Source organism: Kosakonia sp. ML.JS2a, from assembly GCF_025642095.1.
Lineage (GTDB): Bacteria > Pseudomonadota > Gammaproteobacteria > Enterobacterales > Enterobacteriaceae.
Genome location: NZ_CP106754.1, coordinates 3301138 through 3316350, shown reverse-complemented (window position 1 = coordinate 3316350; position 15213 = coordinate 3301138). Strand labels below are relative to the sequence as shown.

Here is a 15213-nt window from a genome sequence, read left to right as displayed (position 1 = left end):
ATTCTTTTTACAATGATTTGTGTGGGTTGACACAAATACTTAACATCATATATGACCGAGCTTTTTTATGTGTAAACATGTGTTCTTCCTTGAGGGTAAACATCGATTTATGGAAATGGATGGATGAGAATGCGTACAAAAATTGAATTGATTTAGCCAATTCATTGATGGCTATAATAACGTATTGCCGTTAAACGGACAATTACTTGCATTCGTCGGTGACTTTTATAAAACGATCGTTATAAACAATGAATATATTCGCTGAGTTTTCGAGCGTCTTATGCTGAAGAGTGTCTCCTGGGCGCATATACCAGGCATCACTTTCGTCTTCTGTAGCTTCGCAATCAGGTTTTATGAGCAGCTTGAACCAGGTGTTACCGCTATTTTTAAATGTTCCCGCCTGCCGATTATACATCCATTTGAAATGGGTGTTGCGAGGACGAACGACCAGGATTGTATCTATTACTATGACTGGAATGATACTCGCTTTGCCATTGGCATTATTCATACCTGTCTGGTTTAATAATGGTATTTCCTCAAATGCTACGCGATAATAACGCTCTTTACTATCTTTTGGTCCATTGTAAAAAAATTTAAAAAAGTCACCTTCACCAGGTTGAAGTGTAATTTGCCGTGGAGAGAACAGCAGTTCTCCATCCACAGCCTGCGTTTTGTTTTCATACTGGCCAGGCGTGTCTATAGGTACAGCGGTTATGCGATAAAGCCGCGTTGCTTTATTATTATTAATGACATATTTTGTCACCATTCTGCTGTCGGGTGTCATTGAAAAGGTCAGACTACCGACATAAATAGCTTGTGAATGTGCACTTATAAAAAATGCGGTTGCAATGCAGATGTATTTAGTAATTTTACGGAACATTTTTCCATATTGCCTTTACTCGAATTTCACCGGATGCACTGACGTCTCCATACCATCCTGCCTGATTTGTCGTGTATATCGATTCTGGGGAATCCATAGCAATGGAGAATCTTACATTTGATTTATTCATAACACCCGTCCCTCCACTCGAGTCTGTCCAGGGAGTTGTAACCCATAGAGCATCGGTTATATCTCGCCACTGCCCGTCACAACCGACATCATACGTTTTATTGCCGCCCCCCCTTGTGGTAAAGGTCAGCGAAGCAGGGAAGGGAACATGCGTAAGACCGTCATCCGAACTAAAAATGCACCATGAGCGTCCATGGATATTTTGTGTCGGGCCGGTTATTTGTACCATTACCTCATCTGCTGCCGTTTTGCCGCTGGTTGTAACAATATAATCAAAATCCAGTGCAGGTTTTGTTGTTCCTACAGTTCCGGTGCGATGTGGATTAGCCATATAATCTTTGGATATAATGCTGACGCTGAAGTCGCGAGGTTTGATAACCATTTGCGCAGAGGGTGAGAATTCATACCAACCTGATTCGGGGGCAGTGATGTTTCGAACACGGAAATTGAATAAATCCCGTGTATTCGCATCGCTTATTCCCAGATTAACCATCGTTTTAAAAAAATTATCAGATAAAAAAATAAATATCGAATTTCCACCTTTCATATCATTAAATGAATAATAATTGGTCATGCCGCTGACATTTTTCCATGATTTTCCGTCAATACTAAATTGCATGTCTCCGGATTTGATTGCAGCTGCCAGGGCTGGATGGTTGATCGCCGGAAAAAAACGAATAGAACTATTATTAAGACCATTATGATTTAGCATATAATTCATCATCCTGCATGCTACACCTGTGCGTCCGCCAATAACCTGAATATTACATCCGGAACTGCCTTCTCCTAACGTAGGGCGGCCGTCGCTGTTAATAAAAATCTCTGACAACGCGTTGGTATTGTATAACTTCAAATGGGCTGCTTTGGTGTATGAGACTTTTCTCACATACCAGTGGCCGGATCCCATATACCGACAGCGTTGACCCGCATAGGCGCTATAGCCCTCACTGGTCTGGCAGGTATTGATGGTCATAGTGAAATTACTGCCCACTGAACTGGCGTTGAGATACTGGTAAAACTGGTCGGACATCATTCCATGCATCCATTTCGCACCACCTGCCGGTACGATAACGCCGTAAAATCCTTTAGCATCGGTTGTTTGAGGCGGAATCATACTGGTATTCATATCGCAACCTGAATACCAGTTAATACAACGTAATCCGCGAAGTGGCTGTGACACAGGGGCATTGTCTAACCACATATCAAATCTCCAGTTTCCCAGCAGAAGTGTGTTGTAACCATTATCGATATAGCCCAGGCTTTCCTGGTATTTCGTCCCCGAACCTGAATATTTTAAACCCGTCCATCGATTCGATCCGGTCATGCGAGGATCCAATACTCCCCCAGGCGTTACAAAAAAATTATCGTCTGTGTCATTTTCGATGAATACATACTCACGTGTTGGCGCGTCTCCCCATACCGTTTTGGTCACGGCGGAATAGCATGGGGGCGCCAGCAAGCAAATAAAAAACAAATGAATAAGATAAGTCAGGTTAACCTTCATGGTCGGATCCTGTGGAAAGGGTGGAGGTATAGGTTTTCAATCCCTGACAGATGACATCACCAACCCAAACGGCACCTCGAGCTTCTTGGATATCCAGCGACGCTTCGCAGCTTTTATCTTCGCTGTAAAAAAAATCTATGTCTGGATAGTTTTTATCGATATCAATAACAAACTCACCATTACTGTCCGTTGTCGTTTTGCCAATGTGGTTATTGATTTGAGTATGCGTAAGCAACGTTCCGTCTTCTGCTCGCATGCGACCGAAAACGGTAACCATTTGCTTTATTGATGGCTGAATCAATATAACATTACCGGGATAAAGGGTGAGTGCGGTTTTTCTCCCACCAACAATATCGTAGCTATCTAGTGAGTCTTTATTGTTATTAATTTCGACTTCGTAGCGATTGTAGGGTTCAAGAGGAATATAACTCTGTTTGCCGCTTAACTGAAAAGTACGGCCATTAACCCTGGCAGTAAGTTTGCCTCCATCGCCAACATCAGTACGGAAAATGACACCGGCATTACCTTCACTATTCCCGCTGGCAGCAATATGTTTTCCGAGCAAACCGATGCTTCCGCTGGCCGTCAGGTTGGTGTTGATATATCCATCAATGCCACTATTGATATTTAATGTTCCCGATGAATAGCGGGTTTCATATTGTGTCCATGCTCCGCCGCTTAATGTTTTGTCATCCCCGCTCTTATCTGATATAGCGCGAGAAAGGTTGGCTCCGAATGTACGGATGACACCATCCTGAAATTGTTTTTGTGCAGACAAATTAGCAAGGGTATAGCCATTTTGATTCGTTAAACCTGTTCTAAGCCAGCCCCCCAATGGCAGGGTAAAATCCAGACCGATATATTTCTCTGTACGGATGCGACTACCGTAGTAACCGCTTTCATACCGCTGTATTCCAGCTCGTACGCCTAAAGAACCGTACTGACCGTTATAGAGTGATTGAGTATAATCTGTAGTAAAGTAACGGCTCTTATTGCGACGGTCATCGTTATAACTGCCGCTGACTGTTCCCAGGAGAGACCATAATGCATTCATATTCAATGACGCACCAATGGCCTGGCTATCTGAACCATGGCGGCGTAACTTATTACCAATAACTGCTTTATCCTGGCTGAACCATACAGAACTAAATCCCCTAGGAAGTGAAAGACTAAGGCTACTGGTGCTACTCCATGAGCGATCGGTGGTTACCATATTTTGCATACTCAATGTTATATAATTGGCGATAGGCCAGGAGAACTGTGTCTCACCAACAGTAAGAGCGTTATAGCTATATCCTGTAGCCATCCAGCTAAGACTTTTAAATCCGCCAGATGCGGATAGCCCCAGAAGGGGCGTAGTTTTTGCCTGCATTTTTTTCCCGTTTTCTGCGCTCCAGGTATTCATATGCATACTTCCACCCCAAATTTGCCAACCCACAGGCATACCGGCCCCCCGTGAGTGTGCGAAAACTTTGTTTACGCGCTGAATGGTTTTACTGACTGTCTGACCATTAACAATGACTTCAGCACTGATGTCGTAAATACCGTATGGCAATCCTCGAGTGTCTACTTCATGGCTGCCCATGTCGAAGTTTTGCACACTGAGTAATTTCCCATCCCGATATAAATGAACTTCACCAGCAGCAGGGAGAAAAACGATGACAGGTAAGGTGGAATGTGATGAGTCGAAGACAGTCGAGTTCGCGTTATTTCCCCATGAGATACCATAAGTTTTACCCGAGGCGATCGCTGTTATTGGACCGAGCGATTGCATATTCCAAGAATCTAACATTCCGCCCGCAAGGCGATAACCGGCAAAGTCACGCTCATACATCGCTTTGTATATTTCTTTTTGCTGCCTGTTTGTCCCGATGCCGTAAAGTGTTCCATCTATAGCAATATGGTGTTCACGTAAAGCAGTGACGTTATTCATCGAAAGATAACTGGATGTATTGTTCTCTCCATTCCTCATTCGGTTATTATAAACGCCGAGATTGTAGCTTACTGTATGGCTGAGACTTTCCCCACTGGATTTCCCAATATCATCATTGCGGGAAAGTAACTGAGTTGCTAAAGCTTTCTGATTGACAATAAGCTGTAATGTCAGTTGCTGGAAATTTAAATATAACTTTGCGTTTTGATTCAACTGAATGACAAAGTTCTGGTCAAATGGGGTCTGTGTAAGTGCGGATAATTCCTGACGTGTTTGTTCATTTACCGATGCATTATTGTCTTTCTCTTCGAGTGTAATTTGATGCACCTTGATCATATTATTAGCAAGCAATATTGAAACAGTTCCGATGCGCTGATCATCCTGGTTTCCCTGTACGCCATCCAGATGAAGGAAAAGGGGAATAGTCATTCCATCACGCAATGCGTTATCAAATGCTTTTGGAATAATTATGCCGCCTATTTGACTGATATCAGATGTGACAGCAAAGGTGCTATTTGAAAGAGTAAATAGCACTGCGCCAAAAGTATTTATAAGTTTGGGAAAACGATTATGCAAGATACACAAAGCGTAATAACTCCACGATAAAATGTCTATTTTACTGGGGTAAAGTGCTCGGCTTGCCAAAAAGCAATGTGTCCGTTGGGATCTGATACATCAACATGTGTGAATGTTCGTGATTTTCCAGGCATCAGGAAGTAGTTTTCCTTGCACTCGCTACCTTGTTTACTTGCAAGGCATGGACCATATGCAATGATCCGGAGTGTGGCATTTCCAGTATTTAGTATTTCACCCAGGTTGTACTGATAGTCATATTTCACTTTGCGTGGCGATACAACTAAAATTGTACTTATACGGGCAGAGGCTGTGGCGACAGCATTTCGTGATGAATTGTTTTTCTGCACCCCACTTAATGCCTGGTCAAACCATGTAATTCGATAATACCTCTCTCTGTTATCATCAGGTCCATTGTAATAAAAACGGATAATTTCATTGCTTTTTGCCGGCAATAATAAACTGCCAGGGGTAAGTAAAAGCTCATTTTTACTTTCCATTGGAATTGTCTTTCCGTTCTCCAATGGTGTGGTTATTCTATCTATATGGATATTAATAAATCGCCCTGTTGTAGTCGTGTTTTTGATCTCTTTGCTTATCATCGAATCATTACTATGCATGAAGGATGAGATATCACCAACATCAAGTGCCGACACAGGAAATGGACAGATGAGTATGATCCATACTATCAAAATAGTCTTTTTCATTGACATACCATAAAAATAAGCAGGGCGATTGGCCGCTCCTGCTTTAGATAAAACAATCAGCTGGTCCAGGTTGTATCGAATTGAACGCTAACGTCACCACTCCAGATCCCTTCCGGGAGTTGGCTGAAGTCAGATGCCTGTGTTGAACCGTCTAATGTGCCGTTAATAATGGAAAATGTGAAACTATCCTGTGCTGTTGCACGGCCTGTGGTGTTATAGCCGTTAGCCAGAGGACTTAAATTACCACCAAGAATACCGCTAGCGGTATCAATCATCACTGTATTGCTTCCTTTGGATAAATATGTTCCCAAATAGCTTACACCGACCTCCAGAGTAGAGCCTGAACCATTGAGCTGTGTAAGCGTATTAGCAAGTAGTCGGGTGGTGAGTTTAAATGCTGTTGTTTGGGGCTGGCCTTCTACCGCGACGTCAAATAACCCTCTTTGTGAGCCAAAACCACCGACGCCTTGAGCATATTGGAAAGATAAACTACCTAAAGGCGTAACAGTCAGTTTGCTCGTCGTGTCTTTTTTTGCTGTTGCGGACCAGGTGGCAACGGCCTGAGCTGTAACGCCGGCCTGAACATTTCCGGTTGTAAATGTTGCGATTAATGCGAGAATAATTGCAGTCTTTTTCATATTAATTACCACTATATTGATGGACAATTTATGTTGGCGAAATTCCATGTGGACAACCATGGGGGGGCACGGCTTGGTATTATGTTATTCCCGTTTATTAGCATTATATGTATACAGGTACGATGGTTAAATTCTGAACTTTTAATTGCTTAGCATAAGCATTGCCGTTTGCCATGATAATGGTTCGACAATTGCTATTAGCAAATAAGTCTTCAATCCTGCTTTTCTGACCATTCGTTTGCGTGTTTAAGATTAGCAGTGGTGGTCCTGGCTGGTTAGTAAAAAGATATAATGACTAAATAAAATAAGTTACATTGCAAAAATGTTAACTATAAAAACAGTATCAATCATAGTGTTGTATCTTTTTTCAACTTTTATCTAACATTTGTGTTGCCCGACAGAATGAGGGTTATTCTTTTTTAAGAACTACAGCGGTAACGTTTTATGTCATAAGGAGTCAAATCTTTCCCAAAAAAGAGAATGTTGTAAGAAAAACAGCGATAACTTCTCATAAAGCCAGCATCGCGACTCGACAGCTAAGGATGAAGTGGATGGAGTACAGAATGTAATCTATTAATCTTATCGCAAATAAATTTGTGATATGATGTCTGGCATTGGATTCAGCCAGAGAAAAAGCTGACCAGTAAATCAAACTCATCAAATTGATGAATGTTTTTATTTATCAGTCTGGATTTTATTGGAAATTTAAGAGTGATGTTATTGCTTGAAATGATTGGCTTTATAAACTGGTTGCGGTTTTCAATAAAACGTCGGCTATTGTTTTAGGCGTGATTCACTTTTCCACACTTTGGCGATGGACTTATGCTCATGCAATGATTTTGCTAAACATTGTGCATAAAATATTTAACATCAAATGTTTTGTTATTCTATATGGTTATTGTGATTTTTATTGCAATGTATATACATCGTCTTTAAATTGCAAGATGCTATGCACTTTCCTGGAAGGATTAGTAAGCAACCCTGGCCCTGTTGTTAAGTCAATGCCCCCGTTTGCACTGGCATGTATGTAACTGGCGGAGGCACAATAATTACAGGTGGTGATTTATAAATTCCAGCCCTGATGTTCTGTTCGGATACGTGACGGAAGTCGAAGGCTGGAGTCTTCAAGAAGTTTATCCCGAATAAGGAGAAGATCGTTAATTTTCTTTCCGCCAAGTTTCTTACATGCTCTGGTGCGGTAAGCATATACTCTTTTGGGTGACAAGTTTAAAGCATCAGCGATTAGGTTAATGCTCTTTCCTTTTAGAGACTCGTTCAGAATGATGTTCTCGATGTCGCTAAGCGTGTTGCTGGATGCTTTAGGCTTTTTCTCTTTTTTGATTATACAATGAATGGCATTGGTAATACTGGATAACGGCTCTCTTGATTTTATAACATTATCAACATCGGCAATGACAATATCCCTCATTGCTTCCAGTATTACTAACAATTTGCTTTTTCTGTTTATCAACGAGATCGCTTTTGCATAATAACTATTTTTGATATCAACATGAAGGATCACCACATCATCGCAAGTTAATTCTTTCTCGTAACAGTTGTCCACTTCATATGAAATTATCTCCCATCCTTCTGGTTTTGCTAATGAAATAATTCCATTTCGCAGATAAATGTTACCACTCATTATATAAATACTCATCGTTTCCCTGATATCTGGTTTTATGCAACAGAATAAGGAATTGTAAGGCGGTGAGTGTGCAATTATGAAATTAAATTATCTTAAATGTGTGAATAAAGTATGCAAATGCCAAAAAACAGTGTTGTTTCTCTCTGTGGTTGGGTGACATATTTATGTGTTATTCATCAGGCTGCCATACTGCGTATCTGTTCACTATTGCTAATCTTAAATATCTTATATGCATGTCGATTTGAAATTTAAGGCAAGTGAGCCCTGGGTAAACGCAGCGGTAGCATATGAGTAAACCCAGGCGGATGGTGTGTTAATGACATCCATCTGCACGGGTCCTGCCACGTATATTTTATAAGGTCTATACTTCATTCATGCATTCCAGATGCTTACTCAGGATGTGGTTTTTAATTCTGTGTTTTGATTGTTTTCTGTTTTTTAAATCCGCACACTCTATCGTGAATAGATTTTTATTTAACCTGCAGGTGAGCACACGGGAAAAGTTCGCTATCGCTTTCGCTGCGTTACATGCTGTCAGCCATTGACAGTCCATGTTCAGACGGTAGCCCAAACCAGAGGTGTTTTACTGTAGAGGTTTGAATGATGGAAACTTATATTAAAACAATGAGAGGTGAATGGGAGGATTTACTCGGCCAGACAGACTTGCATATTCGCCGTATAGCTGCAGAACTGGCCAAAGTCCATGCGCACGAACTGAGTATTGCCTTCTATCGCATCGTGCTCGCCGACGCGCATGCTGAGGAGTTTCTGTCAAACGAGCAAGTAGAAAAACAGCTCAAGCATGCCCTCGAACAATGGGTTGTTGAGATCTTTTCATGTCAGGTCGATGATATCGATCATCAGATTCAGGTCCAGCAGCATGTTGCTGAGATTCATGCGCGCATCGGTATCCCGGTTGAACTTGTGGAAATGGGGTTTCGCGTACTCAAAAAACTTCTCTACCCGTTTATTATTGCCTCCCCATGCAGTGCGCAGGAAAAGCTGGAACTCTATCATTATTCTATCAACAGCATTGATCTGGCGATGGAGATTATGTCGCGGGCGTTTTCATTTAATGAAAGCAGTTCCGCAAAAGAGGATGAAAACTACCGCATATTCTCACTGCTGGAGAATGCCGAAGAGGAGAAGGAGCGTCAGATTTCGGCGTTGTTAGCGTGGGAAATGGATATGATTTACAAAGTGCTACTGGATTCTGATTTAGGTAACAGCCTGCCACTCAGTCAGTCGGATTTTGGACTCTGGTTTAATCATAAAGGACGGCACTATTTCAGCGGTATTGCCGAGGTGGGTCATATTTCAAGATTATTGCAGGAGCTGGATGAACTGTTTCGTAATATTGGTATGACGCCAAAGGCGCTTCGCACCAAACCCCTGCGCATTAAGTTTCTGATGCAAATAAGAAATACCCTTGCACAAATTAACTCGCTGTTACGGGAATTGTTTGATGAAGTTTCCCGTCATGAAGTCGGTATGGACGTCTTAACGAAGTTACTTAACCGGCGTTTTTTGCCCACCATTTTTAAACGGGAGATTTCACAAGCCAATCGTGCGGGTTCACCATTGTCAGTGCTGATCATTGATGTGGATAAATTCAAACAGATTAACGACACATGGGGGCATTTTGTTGGCGACGAAATCCTGCGCAAAGTGTCGAATGCATTTTATGATAATGTGCGGAGTTGTGATTACGTTTTCCGCTACGGAGGCGATGAGTTTGTCATTGTATTAACCGAAGCATCCGAAGTTGACACTCTGCGTATTGCTGAACGTATTCGCGCGCGCGTGGAGAAAACAAATATCAAGTCACCTACGGGCGACAATATTGCACTTTCGTTATCTATTGGCGCAGCGATGTTCAGCGGGCATCCCGACTATGAGCGGCTGATTCAGGCGGCGGACGAAGCCCTGTATATTGCCAAAAAAAGAGGGCGGAATTGTGTCGAGTTATGGAGAGCTGCACCGTAAAGTGTTGTCTGCGTCGTTTCTTGACGAGCCGCGCGCGGCGGCTCCGTCTGTCATTACAGGCTACCTGTGCCGCCATCCACCAGCAGCTCGGTTCCGACCACATAGCTGGATTCATCGGACGCCAGGAAAAGCGCGGCTTTTGCCAGCTCCGTTGGCGTGCCCATTCTACCCAGCGGCACCAACTCTTTGATCTCACTTTGCAACGCCTGCTGCGCCGGGCCGCTTAACCCGAGTTTATTCATAGCTGGCGTCTCCACCGGGCCAGGGCTCAGTCCATTAACGCGCACGCCGCGCGACAGCAGTTCCCCGGAGAGCGTTCTGGCAAGTGAAAGCAAGGCTGCTTTGCTAGCCGCATACGCGCTGCTGGCTGGCAGCCCGATGCGTGCGCTGACAGAGCCGCACAGAATGACCGATGAAGGATTATGCAGCAACGGCAGTAGCGCCTGGATCAGAAAATAGGGACCTTTCAGATTGGTATCCATCAATCGATCCCAGTTTTCTTCACGCCACTCCTCAAGCAAACCGTGGGAAACATCCCCGGCATTGATATACACCACGTCCACGCGAGGCCAGCGCGCGGCGAGCGTTGTGGCAAGCTGACGCTGCTCGTCGATTCGCCCGGCATCGGAGGCAATCACCCAGGCGTCTGGTCCCAACACCGCCTGTGCCTGCGCTAACGTAGTGGGGTTGCGTCCGGTGACCGCAACTTGCGCCCCCTCGGCCATAAATGTCTGCGCGGTGGCCAGCCCAATACCGGTAGTTCCACCCGTGATCAACGCATATTTACCTGCTAAACGGCCCATTTTCTCATCCTCATCTTTGACTTGAGAATGCACTATAGAGTCGTTAGTATCTTTTGAATACAAGGTACCAAATGGATACTAAAGAGGCGAGAGGTGCGCTATGGCGGAACCAGCGGCAGGGTTGCCGGAAAAAAATTATGCGACGGAACCCTGTCCGATGACGGATTTCGTTAGCCTGATTTCGGGAAAATGGGCGATCCCGATCTTGTATCGCTTGATTGTCCTGAACACGCCGGTGCGTTTTAGCGATCTGCAACGGGCGGTTTACCCGATTACGCAAAAAGAGCTGACGCGCCAGCTACGGTTGTTTGAACAACGCGGGCTGGTGTCGCGCCAGGTCTATGCGGAAGTGCCGCCGCGCGTGGAATATAGCATTACGCCATTGGGCGCAACCCTGCGTAGCGCATTGGATCCGGTGGCGGAGTGGATGCGCAGCCACGGCAGTGCGTTAAAACGTTAACTGCGTGTGTAACGGGAGGCCGGTTTACCATTGCGCGAGGCGCTGAACAGCGCCAGTCGTGCCGCTTCCCAATCCTCCCACAACTGCACATCTTCCACTGGCGGTACGGTCACAAGCTCACCCTGATCCAGTCCCGCCAGCGCGGCATCTACCAAATCTTCCGTGGTCATCACCGATCCTTCCGGCAGAGCATCCAGCGTAATACCGGAATGGCCCCAAATCTCTGTGGCTGTCGCCGCAGGCAGTACCGCCTGGATGCGAATGTTGCTGTCAGCGAACTCCTCCTGCAAACCGCGGGTGAAATTCAACACCCAGGCTTTGGTGGCGCTGTACACGGCGCTTCCAGCACGGGCATGGAAAGCCACGACCGACGCAATATTGATGAGGGTCCCGTGATTGTTCTCTACAAAGCGTGGCAACACCGCCAGCGTCAGGCGCATCAGCGCGGTTGTGTTCAGCGTATTGATGGCTTCGTGCTGCTGCGCTGTGCTGCCAAGGAACGGCGAGAGCGCCGCAGCTCCGGCATTGTTAACCAGAACCGCAATAGACGCATCTTCCTGGAGTACCGTTTCAACGCGCTGAATACCCTCCTGCTGGCTAAGATCGGCCACCAGCGTACGGACATTGATGCCGTGGCGTTGTTGTAAATCCTCTGCCAGTGAATTCAGTCGGTCTTCACGGCGAGCAACCAGCAGCAGGTTGTAGCCCCGGGCGGCAAGACGGTCTGCATATACAGCGCCAATGCCTGAAGATGCGCCAGTGATCAGTGCGGTAGTGGCCATTTTCGTTTCCTCTCATGATATGGTTTTATAATGAAACTAAACGCAGCATGCGATATTTGGTTTTATTATGCAACCAAATAAGACGGCAAAAAGTGCGCTACAGGATAATAACAGGGTAACGTGTTGAATTACTGCGGGCTGGCTACGCGCAATGTCACCTCTTCAGGTTGCAGTTCACGCCCATCTTCTGCACGTAGCGCCAGTTTCTGTAACGGTCGGCGCAACTGGTTATCTACCAGCACGCTGGCAGGCTCGCCCTGTGCAAACAGCCATTCGTTCCCCCACTGTGAAAGCGCCACCAGCACGGTTTGCAGGGAACGGCCTTTATCCGTTAACACATACTCCTGCCACGCGCTGCCATCGGAGGCCGGTTGCATGCGCAGGATCTCTTCATCGACCAGCAGCTTAAGCCGTGCGGTCAGCATATTTTTGGCGATGCCGAGGCTTTTCTGAAACTCGCCGAAGCGTTTAATGCCATTTAGCGCATCGCGCACAATCAACAGCGACCACCAATCGCCAATAATATCCAGCGAGCGGGCAACAGGGCAGAAGGTCTCTTCAAGGCGGGTGCGTTTCATGGTGTTCCTCCGTTAGTGGTTTAATTATAAAACTACTCACGGCAGGAAAACATCGCTTTTTGCACCAGCGCACACTCCGTGAAATGCGTCCCGGTACGCCGTCATAAATGTGTCACACTTTTGTTTTCAGGCTGAGAGAAGAGGAAAACAGGATGAAAACCGTACTCTGGCTTACGGCGATCGCCGCTGTCATGGCGACACCGGGCGTGATGGCGCAAACCACGCCGCAGGGTTATCAGTTACAACAAGTGTTGATCATGAGCCGACACAATCTGCGCGCGCCACTGGCAAACAACGGCAGCGTGCTGGAGCAATCCACGCCAAACGCCTGGCCCGAGTGGGATGTTCCGGGCGGTCAACTCACCACCAAAGGTGGGGTGCTGGAAGTCTACATGGGGCATTACATGCGCGAATGGCTGGCGGAGCAAAAGCTGGTGAGTGCCGGAGAGTGCCCGGCGTCAGACAGTGTTTATGTGCGGGCTAACAGTCTGCAACGTACGGTCGCCACCGCTCAGTTCTTTATCAGCGGCGCGTTTCCGGGCTGCGACGTGCCGGTTCATCATCAGGAAAAGATGGGCACTATGGATCCGCTGTTCAACCCGGTTATCACCGATGAGTCTGACGCTTTTGCTCAGCAAGCGGTAAGCGCCATGGAAACGCAGCGCAAGCAGTATGCGCTGGGGGAAAGCTATGCGCTGCTGGAAAAAATCACCCGCTACCGTGAGTCTCCCGCCTGTAAAGAGAAGCAGCAATGTTCGCTCGCGGACGGGAAAGAGACATTCAGCGCCAAATATCAGCAGGAGCCGGGGGTATCCGGGCCGCTGAAAGTGGGGAATTCGCTGGTGGACGCCTTTACCTTGCAGTACTACGAAGGCTTCCCCCTGGATCAGGTGGCGTGGGGTGAAATCAAAACAGAACAACAGTGGCGGGTATTGTCGAAGCTGAAAAACAGTTACCAGGACACGCTGTTTACGTCGCAGCAGGTGGCGCGCAATGTGGCGAAGCCGCTGGTGAAATACCTCGACAACGCCCTGGTGGAAGAGGCGGGCAGCGCACCGAAAATCACGGTGCTGGTAGGGCATGACTCTAATATTGCGTCGTTGCTGACGGCGCTTGAGTTTAAACCTTATCAGCTTCATGACCAAAACGAGCGCACGCCGATTGGCGGCAAAATCGTCTTCCAGCGCTGGCATGACGCGACTGCGAATCGCGATCTGATGAAAATTGAATATGTTTATCAGAGCAGTGACCAGCTACGGAATACGCAAGCGCTGACGCTCGACGCTCCACCACAGCGCGTGACGCTGGCGTTAAAAGGTTGCCCGGTCGATGCCAATGGTTTCTGCCCAATCGATAAATTCACTACGCTGATGCGTGAGGCGGCGAAGTAAGGAAAATGCTCCCCCGTGATGGCGGGGGAGCCAACAACTAGACGTTTTGACGCTCTATCGTCTGTTCGCCCCAGAAGAGCGCATCTTTATCCGTCTTTTCGAAGGCACGCAGCAGAACTTCATCGCTGCCTTCCTCCCAAATCTTTTCCGCCAGCGCTTCGTCGTACCCCGCGACCTCAAAAATCGCTTCCGCGATTTCCGGTGAGGTGTTACGTAAACTGGCCCATTCACCTACGCGATGAGCTTTCGCTTCTTGAGTTGGCATCTGTCTCCTCCTGTAGAAGGTTAGCCGTTCAGTTTTACTGCCAGACCAGCAACATACTCACCCTGATAACGGGCAATCGCCAGCTCTTCGGCACTTGGCTGACGCGATCCATCGCCACCGGCAATGGTTGTCGCGCCGTAAGGCGTACCGCCGCGAACCTGTGAAACATCGAACAGTTCCTGTGCGGCGTAGCCGATAGGAACAATCACCATTCCATGATGTGCAAGGGTAGTCCATGTTGAGGAGATGGTGTGTTCCTGGCCACCGCCGGTGCCGGTAGAGCTAAATACACTCGCCAGCTTGCCGTACAACGCGCCGGAGGCCCACAGCCCGCCGGTTTGATCCAGGAAGGTACGCATCTGCCCGGACATGTTGCCAAAGCGGGTGGGCGTACCAAAAATAATGGCGTCATATTCCGCCAGTTCCTGCGGTGTGGCGACCGGGGCGTTTTGTGTTTTCCCCCCGGCCTTCAGAAAGACTTCCGCCGACATGGTTTCCGGCACGCGCTTGATGACGACCTCTGCGCCATCCACTTTTTGCGCCCCTTCAGCTATTGCATGCGCCATCGTTTCAATGTGTCCATACATGGAGTAGTAAAGCACCAACACTTTAGCCATTTCTGTCACTCCTCGGTTTGACGTTAGCAGGCAGCATATCGCTGCGTTCTTTTAAGCGTATGTCGTGACAGGCAGAGTGCAAGTAAGAGCACCATTTCTTTGATAAATAACAAATAAATGATAAGAGCATCTTTGTTGCAATTTGACACATTTTTCTTGTGCGTGTTTTTTGGAGACTTAAGAGGAGCTTATCGGTTTCGCTTAGGGAATATCAGCCAATCGGCAGAGAACCTGTTGCAGGATATTACCGGTCGCTGGCTGGATACCCGTATTCCACTAAGCTTAGTTGCACGCGACGCAGATAAAGGCTCTGCCTTAACGT

The 15213-nt window shown here is 46.6% G+C and carries 14 protein-coding genes; 3 read left to right on the top strand and 11 right to left on the bottom strand.

Going from position 1 to position 15213, the window contains the following annotated elements:
- Positions 1 to 202 precede the first annotated feature (202 nt).
- The 6 genes from N7922_RS15815 to N7922_RS15790 all read right to left on the bottom strand — a co-directional run bounded on the left by N7922_RS15815 (position 203) and on the right by N7922_RS15790 (position 8006).
- Positions 203 to 880 carry a hypothetical protein gene (locus tag N7922_RS15815; protein WP_263097222.1) on the bottom strand — a complete coding sequence of 226 codons (678 nt, stop codon included), beginning with the start codon at positions 878 to 880 and terminating at the stop codon, positions 203 to 205.
- On the bottom strand, positions 870 to 2513 hold the full coding sequence (gene ecpD / locus N7922_RS15810) for a fimbrial adhesin EcpD (protein ID WP_263097221.1): 1644 nt from the start codon (positions 2511 to 2513) through the stop codon (positions 870 to 872). The genes N7922_RS15815 and ecpD overlap by 11 nt, the downstream gene beginning before the upstream one ends.
- Complete coding sequence (locus tag N7922_RS15805) at positions 2503 to 5031, bottom strand: CS1-pili formation C-terminal domain-containing protein (RefSeq protein ID WP_411554144.1); 2529 nt, start codon at positions 5029 to 5031, stop codon at positions 2503 to 2505. The genes ecpD and N7922_RS15805 overlap by 11 nt, the downstream gene beginning before the upstream one ends.
- Positions 5032 to 5057: 26 nt before the next feature.
- Positions 5058 to 5726 carry a hypothetical protein gene (locus N7922_RS15800; protein ID WP_263097220.1) on the bottom strand — a complete coding sequence of 223 codons (669 nt, stop codon included), beginning with the start codon at positions 5724 to 5726 and terminating at the stop codon, positions 5058 to 5060.
- Between the two features lie 56 nt (positions 5727 to 5782).
- On the bottom strand, positions 5783 to 6364 hold the full coding sequence (gene ecpA, locus N7922_RS15795) for a common pilus major fimbrillin subunit EcpA (RefSeq protein ID WP_263100927.1): 582 nt from the start codon (positions 6362 to 6364) through the stop codon (positions 5783 to 5785).
- Positions 6365 to 7427: 1063 nt separating this feature from the next.
- Positions 7428 to 8006 carry a helix-turn-helix transcriptional regulator gene (locus N7922_RS15790; protein WP_263097219.1) on the bottom strand — a complete coding sequence of 193 codons (579 nt, stop codon included), beginning with the start codon at positions 8004 to 8006 and terminating at the stop codon, positions 7428 to 7430.
- A 606-nt stretch (positions 8007 to 8612) separates the two neighbouring features.
- On the opposite strand from N7922_RS15790, the gene N7922_RS15785 reads away from it, so the two are divergent.
- Complete coding sequence (locus N7922_RS15785; protein WP_263100926.1) at positions 8613 to 9995, top strand: diguanylate cyclase; 1383 nt, start codon at positions 8613 to 8615, stop codon at positions 9993 to 9995.
- 53 nt (positions 9996 to 10048) lie between these two features.
- On the opposite strand, the gene N7922_RS15780 is transcribed toward N7922_RS15785, so the two are convergent.
- Positions 10049 to 10798, bottom strand: a complete 750-nt coding sequence (locus tag N7922_RS15780; RefSeq protein WP_263097218.1) for an SDR family oxidoreductase — start codon at positions 10796 to 10798, stop codon at positions 10049 to 10051.
- Positions 10799 to 10898: 100 nt separating this feature from the next.
- Here N7922_RS15780 and N7922_RS15775 point away from each other — a divergent pair, with 100 nt between their 5' ends.
- Entirely contained in the window at positions 10899 to 11258 is a 360-nt protein-coding gene (locus tag N7922_RS15775) for a winged helix-turn-helix transcriptional regulator (protein WP_263097217.1), read from the top strand.
- Here the strand turns inward: N7922_RS15775 and N7922_RS15770 are convergent.
- Both N7922_RS15770 and N7922_RS15765 read right to left on the bottom strand, forming a co-directional pair.
- Positions 11255 to 12040 carry an SDR family NAD(P)-dependent oxidoreductase gene (locus N7922_RS15770; protein WP_263097216.1) on the bottom strand — a complete coding sequence of 262 codons (786 nt, stop codon included), beginning with the start codon at positions 12038 to 12040 and terminating at the stop codon, positions 11255 to 11257. The two genes, N7922_RS15775 and N7922_RS15770, sit on opposite strands and share 4 nt — an antisense overlap.
- A gap of 128 nt (positions 12041 to 12168) precedes the next feature.
- Positions 12169 to 12618, bottom strand: a complete 450-nt coding sequence (locus N7922_RS15765; protein WP_263097215.1) for a winged helix-turn-helix transcriptional regulator — start codon at positions 12616 to 12618, stop codon at positions 12169 to 12171.
- A 152-nt stretch (positions 12619 to 12770) separates the two neighbouring features.
- Between N7922_RS15765 and agp the strand changes: the two genes are divergently transcribed.
- Positions 12771 to 14009 carry a bifunctional glucose-1-phosphatase/inositol phosphatase gene (agp, locus tag N7922_RS15760; protein WP_263097213.1) on the top strand — a complete coding sequence of 413 codons (1239 nt, stop codon included), beginning with the start codon at positions 12771 to 12773 and terminating at the stop codon, positions 14007 to 14009.
- A gap of 37 nt (positions 14010 to 14046) precedes the next feature.
- On the opposite strand, the gene N7922_RS15755 is transcribed toward agp, so the two are convergent.
- Together N7922_RS15755 and wrbA are read right to left on the bottom strand one after the other, a co-directional pair.
- On the bottom strand, positions 14047 to 14274 hold the full coding sequence (locus N7922_RS15755) for a YccJ family protein (protein WP_263097212.1): 228 nt from the start codon (positions 14272 to 14274) through the stop codon (positions 14047 to 14049).
- Between the two features lie 20 nt (positions 14275 to 14294).
- Positions 14295 to 14891: an NAD(P)H:quinone oxidoreductase gene (wrbA, locus tag N7922_RS15750; protein ID WP_263097211.1), complete on the bottom strand. Its 597-nt coding sequence runs from the start codon at positions 14889 to 14891 to the stop codon at positions 14295 to 14297.
- Positions 14892 to 15213 lie beyond the last annotated feature (322 nt).